The sequence below is a fragment of the Rhodoferax lacus genome (assembly GCF_003415675.1).
GTDB classification, from domain to species: Bacteria; Pseudomonadota; Gammaproteobacteria; order Burkholderiales; family Burkholderiaceae_C; genus Allorhodoferax; species Allorhodoferax lacus.
Genome location: NZ_QFZK01000007.1, coordinates 86021 through 99280, shown reverse-complemented (window position 1 = coordinate 99280; position 13260 = coordinate 86021). Strand labels below are relative to the sequence as shown.

General features: G+C 64.6%; 10 protein-coding genes. 4 read left to right on the top strand and 6 right to left on the bottom strand.

Features of this window, described 5'->3' with window-relative positions; translation table 11 throughout:
• Positions 1 to 30: 30 nt before the first annotated feature.
• Both DIC66_RS12750 and DIC66_RS12745 read right to left on the bottom strand, forming a co-directional pair.
• Positions 31 to 1164, bottom strand: coding sequence for an iron-containing alcohol dehydrogenase (locus DIC66_RS12750; RefSeq protein ID WP_117177755.1), 1134 nt, complete (start codon positions 1162 to 1164; stop codon positions 31 to 33).
• A 72-nt stretch (positions 1165 to 1236) separates the two neighbouring features.
• Positions 1237 to 2625: a glutamine synthetase family protein gene (locus DIC66_RS12745; protein WP_117177753.1), complete on the bottom strand. Its 1389-nt coding sequence runs from the start codon at positions 2623 to 2625 to the stop codon at positions 1237 to 1239.
• A gap of 144 nt (positions 2626 to 2769) precedes the next feature.
• Here DIC66_RS12745 and DIC66_RS12740 point away from each other — a divergent pair, with 144 nt between their 5' ends.
• Together DIC66_RS12740 and DIC66_RS12735 are read left to right on the top strand one after the other, a co-directional pair.
• Complete coding sequence (locus DIC66_RS12740) at positions 2770 to 3735, top strand: helix-turn-helix domain-containing protein (protein WP_117177751.1); 966 nt, start codon at positions 2770 to 2772, stop codon at positions 3733 to 3735.
• A gap of 171 nt (positions 3736 to 3906) precedes the next feature.
• Positions 3907 to 6573, top strand: coding sequence for a bifunctional diguanylate cyclase/phosphodiesterase (locus tag DIC66_RS12735; protein ID WP_147321304.1), 2667 nt, complete (start codon positions 3907 to 3909; stop codon positions 6571 to 6573).
• A 22-nt stretch (positions 6574 to 6595) separates the two neighbouring features.
• Here DIC66_RS12735 and DIC66_RS12730 read toward each other — a convergent pair whose 3' ends face one another.
• The 4 genes from DIC66_RS12730 to tkt all read right to left on the bottom strand — a co-directional run bounded on the left by DIC66_RS12730 (position 6596) and on the right by tkt (position 11568).
• Positions 6596 to 7381 carry an SDR family oxidoreductase gene (locus DIC66_RS12730; protein ID WP_117177747.1) on the bottom strand — a complete coding sequence of 262 codons (786 nt, stop codon included), beginning with the start codon at positions 7379 to 7381 and terminating at the stop codon, positions 6596 to 6598.
• Positions 7382 to 7394: 13 nt separating this feature from the next.
• On the bottom strand, positions 7395 to 8276 hold the full coding sequence (rarD, locus tag DIC66_RS12725) for an EamA family transporter RarD (RefSeq protein ID WP_117177745.1): 882 nt from the start codon (positions 8274 to 8276) through the stop codon (positions 7395 to 7397).
• A gap of 156 nt (positions 8277 to 8432) precedes the next feature.
• Positions 8433 to 9431, bottom strand: coding sequence for a type I glyceraldehyde-3-phosphate dehydrogenase (gene gap, locus DIC66_RS12720; RefSeq protein WP_117177743.1), 999 nt, complete (start codon positions 9429 to 9431; stop codon positions 8433 to 8435).
• A gap of 52 nt (positions 9432 to 9483) precedes the next feature.
• Positions 9484 to 11568: a transketolase gene (gene tkt, locus DIC66_RS12715; RefSeq protein WP_117177741.1), complete on the bottom strand. Its 2085-nt coding sequence runs from the start codon at positions 11566 to 11568 to the stop codon at positions 9484 to 9486.
• A 110-nt stretch (positions 11569 to 11678) separates the two neighbouring features.
• Here tkt and DIC66_RS12710 point away from each other — a divergent pair, with 110 nt between their 5' ends.
• Together DIC66_RS12710 and speD are read left to right on the top strand one after the other, a co-directional pair.
• Entirely contained in the window at positions 11679 to 12800 is a 1122-nt protein-coding gene (locus DIC66_RS12710) for an NADH:flavin oxidoreductase/NADH oxidase (protein WP_117177739.1), read from the top strand.
• Positions 12801 to 12814: 14 nt separating this feature from the next.
• Positions 12815 to 13186, top strand: coding sequence for an adenosylmethionine decarboxylase (speD, locus tag DIC66_RS12705; protein WP_117177737.1), 372 nt, complete (start codon positions 12815 to 12817; stop codon positions 13184 to 13186).
• The last annotated feature ends 74 nt before the right edge of the window (positions 13187 to 13260 follow it).

Sequence of the window (13260 nt, the reverse complement as noted above, 5' to 3'; positions counted from 1 at the left end):
GGCGATGTAGCAGCAGCCTGGATGGGCAAATTACATGGCCGCCGTGAGCAGACGCTCAAAGTCGGCCGCCGTGCAGGCGCGCGGGTTGGTCTGGTGGCAGATGTCGGCCGTGGCGATGGCCACCAGGCGTGGCAGGTGTTCGGGCTTCACGCCGCGCGCGGCCAGACCGCCGGTGATGCCGATGTCGGCCTTGAGTTGTTTGATCCACGGCACCAGCGCGGCACCCCCTCCGGTGAGTCCGCACACATGGGCCAGCTCGTCAAACTTTTGCGGCACCGCCTCGTAGTTCCAGGCCAGCACGGTGTCGAGCATCAGCGCATTGGCCAGGCCGTGGTGCATATCGCAGACTGCCCCCAGCGCATGGGCGCAGGAGTGCACCGCGCCCAGGTCTTTCTGGAAGGCAATGGCACCCATCATGGAAGACATCATCATGTCAGCGCGTGCCTTGAGGTTGAGCGGCTCCAGCACGGCGGTGCGCAGGGCTGCGGCCGCAATGCGTGTGCCCTCCAACGCAATGCCATCGCACAGCGGGTGGTAGGCCGGTGACAGATAGCTCTCGATGTTGTGGGTGAGCGCATCGATGCCGGTGGCGGCTGTCACCGAGGCCGGCAGGCCCAGGGTCAGCTCCGGGTCGGCAAACACGCGCCGGGCCAGAATCTTGGGGCTGAACACGGTGCGCTTCACATGCGTGTCGTTCTCGCTGACCACGCTGGAGCGGCCCACCTCCGAGCCGGTGCCCGACGTGGTGGGCAGGGCCACGAAATACGGCAACGCGTTGACGATGGGGCGCACGTTGGGATGGTCCCACACGTATTCCAGAATGTCGCCCGCGTGTACCGCCGCCAGGCCCACGATCTTGGCCACATCGAGTGCAGCGCCGCCCCCAAAGCCGATCACGCAGTCTGCGTGGTGCGCTTTGTAGGCGGCGGCCCCGTCCATCACCTGGCTGCAGGTGGGGTTGCCAAACACGCCGCTGAACACGGCCACGTCCAGCCCTTGCAAATGGGTCAGAAATTCGGCCATCACGGGCAGTGCGCCCAGCGCCCGGTCGGTCACGATGAGCGGACGCTTGCAGCCCTGCTCCAGCAGGTGGGCGGCCACGAGCTTGCGCGCACCGGCGCCGAACTGGATGGGTGTTGGGAAGTTGAAGGAAGTGATGCTCATGGTGTGCTCGCAAGAAAAATATAAATAGATAACCAGGTAGTCAAGCCGGTAGACGCTGCGTCACTGCGCGCCTTAAATGATCTCGAAATAGCGTTTCATTTCATAGTCGGTCACGGCGTCCAGCCACTGGCGCCACTCCCAGTCACGGGTGGCGGCAAAGTGGTCCACAAAGCCGTCGCCCAGCCAGTCGCGGGCAATCGCCGATTTCTCGAAAATGCGGTTGGTCTCTATGAGGGTGCGGGGTGCCCGGGGCACTTTTTCGGCGCCCTTGTTGGTGCCGGTAATGGGCGGCGTGGTGAGCTTCAAGCCCTTCTCCACACCGTGCAGACCGGCGGCAATCACCGCGGCCATGGCCAGGTAGGGGTTCACATCGGCACCGGGGCAGCGGGTCTCCAGGCGCGTGGCTTTGGGGCTGCCGGCAATCACGCGAAAACTCGCGGTGCGGTTGTCCATGCCCCAGGTCGGCTTCACGGGCGCCCAGAAGCCATCCACCAGGCGCTTGTAGCTGTTGATGGTGGGCCAGATCAGGGGCGCGAAGTCCATCAGGCAGGCCACCTGGCCGGCCAGGTAGCTCTCGAACAGCGGGCTCATCTTGCGCCCGGCTTTGGCGTCATAAAACAGGTTGGTCTTGCCGTCTGAGAGGCTTTGGTGGATGTGGCCGCTGCAGCCCGGCAGCGCCTGGTTGGGTTTGGCCATGAAGCTGGGCATGATGCCAAACTGCGCACCGATTTCCTTGGTGCCGGTCTTGAACAGGATGGCGCGGTCGGCCTGCTCCAGCGCTTCGCTGAAGCCGATGGCAGCCTCGTACACACCGGGCCCGGTTTCGGTGTGCAGGCCTTCTATGGGCACGCCAAAGGCGCGCATGTCGTCCATGATGGCGTTGAAGAAATCCCGGTTCTGGTTCATGCGTAGCAGCGAGTAACCAAACATGCCGGGGGTAAGCGGCTCCGGGCCCACGCCTTTTTTGGCGGCCCAGCTCTGCGGTGTTTCCAGGAAGTTGAACCACTCAAACTCCATGCCGGTCATGACCTGGAAGCCGAGTTTTTCGGCACGCTTCAGAACGCGCTTCAAGGTCTGGCGCGGGCACTGCGCATGCGGCGTGCCGTCGGCATTGACAAACTCGCCCAGCACCAGGGGCACGTCCTCGTCCCAGGGCACGCGGCGTGTGGTCTTCAGGTCCAGACGCGCCAGCGCATCCGGAAAGCCGTGCTGCCAGCCGGTGGCCACGGTGTTGTCGTAGGTCACATCCATCATGTCCCAGCCCAGCACCACATCGCAAAAGCCGAAGCCGCCACCGGGGTACGGTTCAGTAGCACCCAGGAACTTGTCGATGTGCAAATACTTGCCGCGCAGCACGCCGTCGATGTCGCTCACGGCGACCTTGACCTTCTGCGCGCCGGAGCGGCGTATCTCGGCCACAGCCGGGTGCTCAGTAGCCTTGTTCTTCTTGCTGCTTGCCATGGTGGGTGCTCCTCGTTGTTGTGCGTTCCGGACCATGCTAGGGAGTCGGCTGGGGGCTGGCTATCCGAAATCGGCACACCAGGCCCCTGCACGCTCGGTACTTACCCGGTCGCTGTTTTGGCTTGCAAGCCGGAGAATGGCCGCATGCCTGTTCACGCCCCACACCCCCTGCAAGACCCTGGCCGCGGCCTGCGCCCGGCCGTGCGTGAGGCCCGCAGCCTGGCCCGGCAATCGCTGCACTTTGGGGATGCGCAGGAGCAGGCCAGCGCCCTGTCCGGTTGGAACCAGGACTACCTGCAACTCAGTGCCGGGCTGTTCCAGGGCGAGCTGGCACAGGTGGAAGGCAGCGGCATCAAGCTGTTTGTGGAGCGGGTGCAGCAGTCGGTGCTGCAGACCGGGCAGTTGCCCCCGCGCGTGCTGGCACTGGGCGTGCCACTGCAGGCCAGCGGCGGCGGCATGTTTTGCGGGCGCCTGTGCGGTCTGGATGCGGTGCACCTGTTCTCGGGCCGCTCGGGCTTTGAGTTCCGCACCTCGCGCCAGCACACCATGCTGGGGCTGGAGCTGCAACTCGCCGAGGGCGTGGAGCTGCCCCTGGCGGCCGGTGCGCTCACGCACACCGTGCGCCCCCTGGCCAAGATCAAGGCCTATGTGATGGAGCTGTACCAGTCCGCACGGCGCGACCCGGCCCTGCTGTCCACCCCCGCGGTGGTGGCCAGTGTGAGCGATTTTTTGCTCGACAGCCTGTTGCGCGCACCCGGCAGCACCGACACGCTGAGCGGCTCGGCCCATGCGCATTGGGCCCTGGTGCAGCGCTGCGTGGCCCGGGTGCAGGAGGCACAGGACAGCGCGCCCACCGTCACCCAGTTGTGCATGGAAATGGGGGTGAGCCGGCGCACCCTGCAAAACGCCTTTTTGCGCGTGCTCGACATGAGCCCGCTGGCCTATGTGAAGGCGGTGCGCCTGAAGCAGGCGCGCGAGGCCCTCAAGAGCGCGCAATCGGTCACCGAGGCGGCCACGGCCAGCGGCTTCTGGCATTTTGGCCACTTTGCCCACGACTACCAGGCCCTGTTTGGCGAGCTCCCCTCGGACACGCGCAAACGCCAGTCCTAGAGAGCCGACAAGCACTGCCTGTGCCGCACGCGCCCCCGGAGTGCAAACCCGGTAACCCGGCGCCCTGAGGGTGTGCAAGAATGGCCGCACCGCAAGCGCAACGCCTGGGGTGCGCCCAACATAGGCATATACAACCACCAAGGAGCAGGCCCCCAGGCCATTGACCGTCCCATGTCCCGCACACGGTCCATCCGAACCTTGTTGATCGCCGTTCTGCTGGGCGTGAACCTGTTGGCCGTGGTGGCCTCGGCCTACTGGCTCAACCAGAGCCAACAGCAGTACACGCAGCGCGCCGAGAGCAACACCCGCAATATCGCCAGTGCGGTGGAGCGCAATGTGTCCTCCAGTGTGGGCAAGATTGACTTTGCCCTGACCCATCTGGTGGACGATATCGAACTCCAGCTTGCCAGGGGCCATGGCCTGGACGCCAGTGGCGCGCACGACATTTTTGAAAACTTCCATGGCCGCTTGCCCGAAATCGAGGGCCTGCGCCTGGCCAACGAGCGGGGGCAGGTGGTGCTGGGCAACGGTGTGGACAGCAGCAAGCCCGTGAGCATCGCCGACCGCGACTATTTTGTCGCCCTGCGCCAAAGCGACGGCCACCCCCTGTGGATCACCAAGCCCGTGTGGGGCCGTCTGGTCCAGCACGACATCATTATTTTTGCGCGGCGCTTCAACCGCCCGGACGGTGCCTTTGCAGGCGTGGTGTTTGCCACCGTTTCGCTGGACTATTTTCAGCAGCTGCTCGCGCGCTTCGATCTGGGCCCCGGGGCCACAGTGATTTTGCGCGACCAGGATCTGGGCCTGATTGCGCGCAATCCACCCCTGACAGACCAGCCCGTGGGGCAGGTGGGCAACCGGCTGGTGTCGCCGGAATTCCAGGCGGTATTTGCCAGCGGCGTGGACGCTGGCAGCTTCTATACCCCGCTCAGCCCGGAGCGGCAGGAAGGTGTGTTTGCCTTCCAGCGGGTCAGCAACGCGCCCATGCTGATCAATGTCGGCTTGGGCAGCAGTGACTACCTGGCGGGCTGGCGCGAGGAGCGCAACAAGACCTATGCGGGCGCGGCCGCCTTCATCGTGGTCACGCTGGCCCTGGGGCTGCTGCTGTGGCGCATGCTGGCCATCACCACGCAGGAGGCCCTGCGCAACCGGGTCTACCTGCGCAATGCCAGCGATGGCATCCAGATCACCGATACCAGCGGCCGCCTGGTGGAAGCCAACGACAGCCTGTGTGCCATGCTGGGTTACACGCGCCAGGAGTTGCTGGGCCTGGACCAACGCCTGTGGCTGGCCTGCTGGCCCGAGCGGACGGCCCGCAACGCCATCCTGCTGCAGACCAGCCTGGACAGCGAGCCGCGCTCCATAGAGACCACGCTGCTGGGCAAGGCGGGCCAGAGGGTGGATGTGGAGGTGCGCTGCAGCCACTTTTACTTGTCTGGCAAATTGCACCTGCATGCCTCCATCCGCGACATTGGCGAGCGCCGCGCAAATGCCGAGAAGATCGAACGGCTGGCCTTCTATGACCCGCTGACCAACCTGCCCAACCGCCGCCTCATGCTGGAGCGCCTGAACCGCGCGCTGGTGGGCTGCGGGCGCCACCAGCACCACTGCGCGCTGATGCTGATCGACCTGGACAACTTCAAGGTACTCAACGACACCCTGGGCCACGGCGTGGGTGACCAGTTGCTGGTGGAAGTGGCCACGCGCCTGCAGTCCTGCATACGCCTGGGCGACACGGCTGCACGCATGGGCGGCGACGAGTTTGTGGTGATCCTCGAAGAGCTGGACGAAAGTGCACTGGCCGCAAGCCAGGCCGAAGGCGTGGCTGAGAAAATCCGGCTGCTGCTGCGCCAGCCCTACCGCCTGAATCTGGCGGCGGGCACGCAGACCGGGGGCTTGCGCGAATACAAGTGCACCTCCAGCATCGGCCTGACCCTGTTCAACGACCAGTCCGTCTCCACCGACGAGCTGTTCCGGCGCTCCGATACGGCCATGTACCAGGCCAAGGCTGCGGGCCGCAACACGGTGCGTTTCTTTGACCCCGCCATGCAGGCCGCCGTGGACGCGCGCGCAGCCCTGGAAGACGACTTGCGCCACGCTGTAGCCAACAACCAGTTGATGCTGTACTACCAGCCCCAGGTGGATGCGCATGACCGCATCCTGGGTGCCGAGGTGCTGCTGCGCTGGCGGCACCCGCAGAGGGGCATGGTCATGCCCGGCGAGTTCATTCCGCTGTCCGAAGACACCGGCCTGATCCTGCCCATAGGCGCCTGGGTGCTGGAGACGGCTTGTGCCCAGCTCAAGGCCTGGGCGGCGCGGGAGGATTGCCAGCATCTGACGATTTCGGTGAACGTCAGTGCGCGCCAGTTCCGCCAGAGCGACTTTGTGGAGCAGGTGCTGTCCATCGTGCTGGCCACCGGCGCCAATCCGCACCGGCTCAAACTGGAGCTCACCGAGAGCCTGATGGTCAACAACCTGGAAGAGACCGTCAACAAGATGGAGGCCCTGAATGACCAGGGCATTGCCTTCTCGCTGGATGATTTTGGTACCGGCTATTCCTCGCTGTCCTACCTGCAGCGTCTGCCGCTCAAGCAGCTCAAGATTGACCAGTCCTTTGTGCGTGATCTGCTGGTGGACAGCAAGGACGCCGCCATCGCCCAGACCGTCATCAACCTGGCCCAGAACCTGGGCCTGGCTGTTATTGCCGAGGGTGTGGAGACCCAGGCCCAGCGCGACTTCCTGGAGCGCCTGGGTTGCCAGGCCTACCAGGGTTACTTCTTCGGCCGCCCCGGCCCACTGCAGGATTTCGAAAAGCTGTTGTTCGCCGAGGCGCTTTAGGGCTGTTGCCGGCAGGCCCGCCTTACAAGGTTTCGGTATTGCCGTCGACCACGATTTCCTGGCCCGAGATACGCGCACCCTGGGCTGAGGCCAAAAAGCGGATGGTGTTGGAAATGTCCTGGGCTGACACAAAGGTGCGCAGCGAGGCGGTCTGGGTAAAGAGCGTGCGCACGGCCTCTTCGGTCTGGCCGGTCTTGGCGGCCTCGGCGGCAATCACCCGGTCCATGCGTTCGCCCTCGACCGAGCCGGGGCAGACGCAGTTCACCCGCACGCCCCGGGGGCCCAACTCTTGTGCCAGCGTCTTGGTCAGGCCGCGCAGCGCCCACTTGGCGCTGGCATAGGGTGCGCGGCGCGGAAAGCCATACAGCCCGGCCGTGCTCGAGAGGTTGACGATGGCACCCGACCCCTGTGGCCCCATCACCTGCGCGGCGGCGCGGCAGCACAGAAAGGTGCCATCCAGATTCACCGACAGGCATTGGCGCCAGTCGGCAAACGCCATTTCAGCCACAGTGGCGGTGGGCCCGGCAATGCCGGCGCAGTTGACCAGCACGTCCAGTCCCCCCAGGTGCTGCAGGCCCTGGCGAAACAGGGCTGCCACCTGCGCCTCCTGAGACACGTCGCAGACCATGCCCGCCAGGCTGCCGTGGGCCGCCAGCGTGCGCTGCAAGGCCAACGCGTCGGCATCGCAGATGAAGACCCGGGCCCCGTCCTGCACAAAGTCCAGCGCCGTCTGCAGGCCGATGCCGCTGGCCGCTGCGGTGATCAGGACGCGCTGGGGTGACGGGCCTTGTGCCTGGGTTGTGGACATGGTGCAGATTCCTTTAACGTTGGGGCGGTAGCTGGCGGCTGGCAACCCAGCCTTCGATACTGTAGACCAGCAGTGCAACCCAGATCAGCCCAAAGCCCACCAGGCGCACGCTCTCGAAGGCCTCGTGGAAGACCCACACGCCCAGGGCGAACTGCAGGCTGGGCGAGATGTATTGCAGGATGCCCATGGTGGTGAGCGTGATGCGTCGCGCCCCTGCGGCAAACAGCAGCAGCGGCAAGGCCGTCATGGGGCCACCAAACAGCAGCCAGCCCAGGGTAGTGGCATCCCCCTGCACGAAGGCGCTGCGGCCCTGCCAGCTCAGGTAGGCCAGCACGGCCACGGCAAAGGGTGCCAGCACCAGGGTCTCGAGGGTCAGGCCCTCCAGGGGCCCCAGAGCCCCCACCTTGCGCAGCAGGCCGTAGGCACCAAAGGTAAAGGCCAACACCAACGCAATCCAGGGCGGGTGCCCGGCCTGGATTGCCAGCCACAAGACACCGGCGCTGGCCAGTGCAACGGCCAGCCACTGGCCGCGGCGGGGGCGCTCATGCAGCACAAAGAAGCCGATGGCCACATTCACCAGCGGCAGGATGAAATAGCCCAGGCTGGCGTCGAGCAAATGGTGGTTGTGCACGGCCCACACATAGGTCAGCCAGTTGGCCGTGAGCAGCGCTGCCGACAGGGCAAAGGCCCCCAGCACCCGCGGCTGGCGCGCCACCGCCCGCAGCCACGCCCAGCGTTTCAGGTACAGCAGCACACCCAGCAAAAACACCAGCGACCACAGGGTGCGGTGCATCACCACCTCCAACGGCTCCACACCCGTCAGTTGCCGGAAGTACAGCGGAAACAAGCCCCAGGCCAGATAGGCCAGGGTTGCGTAAAGGACGCCAGGGTTCATGGAGCAGGTTGTGCCGTTAGGGGCCCGTCGAATACCGCAGGCCGGGGCGCATTGTCGCAGCCCGTGCATGCAAGCGCTGTCTCCCGTGCGCCCCTGGTTGTTCTGGCCCATAAAAAAACGCGCCGGGTGGCGCGTTTTTAGTGGGCTCGGCAGGTATTACTTGCTGACCACGCGGACCATTTCCAGGCACTTGTTCGAGTAACCCCATTCGTTGTCGTACCAGCTGACCAGCTTCACGAAGGTGCCGTCCAGGGCGATGCTGGCGTCGGCGTCGAAGATGGAGGTGCGGGTGTCACCACGGAAGTCGGTGGCCACGACCTTGTCGGTGGTGTAACCCAGCACGCCCTTCAGGGCACCTTCACTTTGCAGCTTGATTTCAGCGCAGATCTCAGCCAACGTGGCGCTGGTGTTGAGTTCCACCGTCAAGTCCACCACCGACACGTCGCTGGTGGGCACGCGGAAGGACATGCCGGTGAGCTTCTTGTTCAGCTCGGGGATGACCACGCCCACGGCCTTGGCAGCACCGGTGCTGGAGGGGATGATGTTTTCCAGAATGCCGCGGCCGCCGCGCCAGTCTTTGTTGGAAGGGCCGTCCACGGTCTTCTGTGTGGCAGTGGCTGCGTGCACAGTGGTCATCAGGCCGCGCTTGATGCCGAACTTGTCATGGACCACCTTGGCCAGCGGGGCCAGGCAGTTGGTGGTGCAGGAGGCGTTGGAGATGATGGCCTCGCCCTTGTAGGTCTTCTCGTTCACGCCAAACACGAACATGGGGGTGTCGTCTTTGGAGGGAGCAGAGAAGATGACCTTCTTGGCGCCCGCTGCCAGGTGCTTTTCGCCACCGGCCTTGTCCAGGAAGATGCCGGTGGATTCGATCACCACATCAGCGCCGACTTCGTTCCACTTCAGGTTGACGGGGTCTTTTTCCTGTGTCAGGCGGATCTTCTTGCCATTGACCACCAGGGTATTGCCTTCAACCGACACGTCGCCCTTGAAGCGGCCATGCACAGAGTCGTACTGCAGCATGTAGGCCAGGTAATGGGGCTCGAGCAGGTCGTTGATGGCGACCACTTCGATGTCGCTGAAGTTTTGCAGCGCCGAGCGCAGCACGTTGCGGCCGATACGGCCAAAGCCGTTGATACCAATCTTGATCGTCATTTGCTTCTCTCTTTTAAGTTAAAAATCGATTGTCTGAAAAAACAGGACCGTCTTATTTGCGCTGCAACACGGTTTGCACGGTATCTGCCACATTTTGCTCGGTAAAGCCGAAGTGCTTGAACAGAACCGGGGCCGGGGCCGACTCGCCAAAGGTGTCAATACCGACCACGGCGGCCACGCCGTACTTCCACCAGCCGTCACTCGATCCCATTTCCACCGCCACGCGGGGCAGGCCTGCGGGCAGCACGCTGCTCTTGTATTCCACGCTTTGCTTGTCAAAGGTGGTGGTGCTGGGCATGGAGACCACGCGCACGGCAATCTTGCGCTCGGCCAGCACCTGCTGGGCCTTGAGCGCCAGCTGCACTTCAGAGCCGGTGGCAATGATCACAGCTTGCACCTTCTTCTTCAGACCCACGTCCGATGGTTCGGACAGCACGTAGGCGCCCTTGCCGATGGAGTCGATGCCGCTGGCATCCGGTGCGGACTCGGAGTCGCACTTGGCGGCGTAGCTGATGTTCTGGCGCGACAGCAAGAGGGCCGTGGGGCAGGTCTCGTTTTGCAGGGCCACGGTCCAGGCGACGGCCGTCTCGGCGGTGTCGGCGGGGCGCCATACGTCCAGGTTGGGGATCAGGCGCAGCGAGGCAGCGTGCTCGATGGACTGGTGCGTGGGGCCGTCTTCGCCCAGACCGATGGAGTCATGGGTGAACACATGGATGACGCGCAGCTTCATGAGCGCTGCCATGCGGATGGCGTTGCGGCTGTAGTCGCTGAAGGTCAGGAAGGTGCCGCCAAAGGGGATGTAGCCACCGTGCAGGGCCACGCCGTTCATGATGGCGGCCATGCCGAATTCGCGCACGCCGTAGTTGATGTGGCGCCCACCGATCAGGTTACCGTTGGCATCCGGGGTTTGCACCACATCCCCGTGCATGGTGAAACGCAGGTTGGGCGTGCACTTGGTGTTGGTCAGGTTGGAGCCGGTCAGGTCGGCCGAGCCGCCCAGCATTTCGGGCAGGGCGGCGGTGAAGGACTCCAGCGCCAGTTGCGAGGCCTTGCGGCTGGCAACCGTCTCGCCCTTTTGGTGGGCGCCGATGATGGTGTCCACGGCGGTCTGCACGAAGTTCTTGGGCAGCTCGCCCTTCACGCGGCGCAGCAGCTCTTTGGCCAGCGCGGGGTAGGCGGCCTTGTAGGCGGCGAACTTTTCGGTCCAGTCTTTTTGCGCCTGCGCACCGGCCTTCTTGGCGTCCCAGTCGGAGTAGACCTCCTTGGGAATGACGAAGGGGGCGTGTTCCCAGCCGATGGACTCGCGGGTGAGCTTGATTTCTTCGGCACCCAGAGGCTCGCCGTGGGCCTTGGAGGTGTTGGCGCGGTTGGGGCTGCCTTTGCCGATGTGGGTCTTGCAGATGATCAGCGTGGGGCGCTCGCTGGAGAGCTTGGCCTCTGCAATGGTCTTGGACACCAGCGCGGCGTCGTGGCCATCGATGGGGCCCAGCACGTTCCAGCCATAGGCCACAAAGCGCAGGGCGGTGTTGTCGGCAAACCAGGGGGCGACCTGGCCGTCGATGGAGATGCCGTTGTCGTCGTACAGGGCGATGAGCTTGTTGAGCTTCCAGGCACCGGCGAGCGATGCGGCTTCGTGGCTGATGCCTTCCATCAGGCAGCCGTCGCCCATGAACACGTAGGTGTGGTGGTCGACCACGTTGTGCGTCACATCACCGTCGGTGCGGTTGAATTCCTTGGCCAGCAGCTTCTCTGCAAGCGCCATGCCCACGGCATTGGTCAGGCCCTGGCCCAGCGGGCCGGTGGTGGTCTCGATGCCGGGGGTGATGCCGTACTCGGGGTGGCCGGCGGTCTTGCTGTGCAGCTGGCGGAAGTTCTTGATCTCTTCCATGGGCAGCTTGTAGCCGGTGAGGTGCAGGAGCGCATAGACCAACATGGAGCCATGCCCGTTTGACAGCACAAAACGGTCGCGGTTCAACCACTGGGGGTTGGCCGGGTTGTGGCGCAGATGCTCGCCCCACAGGGCCACTGCCATATCGGCCATGCCCATGGGGGCGCCGGGGTGACCGGAGTTGGCTTGTTGAACTGCGTCCATGGCGAGTGCGCGGATTGCGCTTGCCATTTGTTGGGTATTTGCCATTGTTGGCGGCTCCGGTGAGTAAGGGGATGGCGGGAACAGGAACTCGGCATTTTACCGGTGCCACCGGCTGCACTTTGAACCATGCCGCTCCAGAAGGCTATGCTATTCCCATGAGCCTGCTTTTTACCCCCCTGACCCTGCCCGCACCGCGCGGCAGACTCACCCTTCCCAACCGCATCGTGGTGGCACCCATGTGCCAGTACTCTGCCGTCAACGGCGAGGCCACCGACTGGCATTTGATGCACTGGGGCAACCTGCTCAACAGCGGCGCGGCGATGTTCACCATCGAGGCCACCGCCGTGCTGCCCGAAGGCCGCATCACCCCGGGTTGCCTGGGCCTGTGGGACGCACGCACCGAAGACAAGCTGGCCAGCACGCTGCAGCGTGCGCGCAAGCTCGCACCCCACACTGCTGTGTGCATCCAGCTGGCGCATGCCGGGCGCAAGGCGTCGAGCGCCCTGCCCTGGCAAGGCGGCCAACTGCTGGATGCTGCACATGGCGGCTGGCAGCCCTATGGCCCCTCGGCCCTGGCGCAGCTGCCGGGTGAGGCACTGCCCATCGCCATGGATGCTTCTGAGCTGGCGCGCGTGCGCGAAGCCTTTGTGAAGGCCGCTGTGCGCGCGGATGCCATGGGCATTGATGCCATCGAGCTGCATGGCGCCCACGGCTATTTGCTGCACGAGTTCTTGTCGCCGCTGTCGAACCAGCGCACCGATGCCTATGGCGGCAGCCTGGAGAACCGCATGCGCTATCCGCTGGAAGTGTTTGCCGCCATGCGCGCCGCCTACAAGGGTGTGCTGGGCATGCGCGTGTCGGCCTCGGACTGGGTGGAGGGTGGCCTGGACATCGCGCAGAGCACGGTGTTTGCTAAAGCCCTCAAGGCCCTGGGCTGCGACTTCATACACGTCTCCAGTGGCGGCGTCTCACCGCAGCAAAAGATTGCCCTGGGACCCAACTACCAGGTGCCGTTTGCCCAACAGATTCGTGCGGCCACTGGCATGGCCACCACGGCCGTGGGCCTGATCACCGACGCTCAACAGGCCGAGGCGATTCTGCAATCCGGTGAGGCCGACTTGGTCGCCCTGGCCCGCGCCTTTTTGTACCAGCCGCGTTGGGGCTGGCAGGCCGCTGCCGCATTAGGCGGCACGGTAGAAGCCAACCCCGTGTACTGGCGCTGCCTGCCGCGCGAGGCGCAGGCCGCGTTTGGCAAAGTGGCGGTGGGCGGGCGCTAACGCGCAAGATCGCCATGCACGGACTGCACCTCACGGCTGACCTCTACGGCTGCGCCTGTGCGCCAACGCTGCTGACCGATGCAGAACTGCTGGGCGCGCAGTGCGTGCAGGCCGTGGCCGACTCAGGCTTGCAGGCCGTGGCGAACCTCTTTCACACCTTCCCCGCCACCGCGCACGGCCCCGGCGGCGTGACCGCCACCGTGCTGCTGGCCGAGTCGCACCTGTGCGTGCACACCTGGCCCGAAACGTCGGCGGTGACGCTGGATGTGTATGTCTGCAATTTTGGTGGCGACCATTCGGCCAAGGCGCATGCGCTGATGGGGGCGCTGCAGGCGCTTTTCAAACCGGACAGGTGCAGTGTGAATGGGTTGGTGCGGGGGCTGTAGTTGCTTTGGGCCACACCCTTTCAAACCGAAGGGTCCACTCCCAGGTCCTTCAGCTTTCTTGCATACGAATCCCT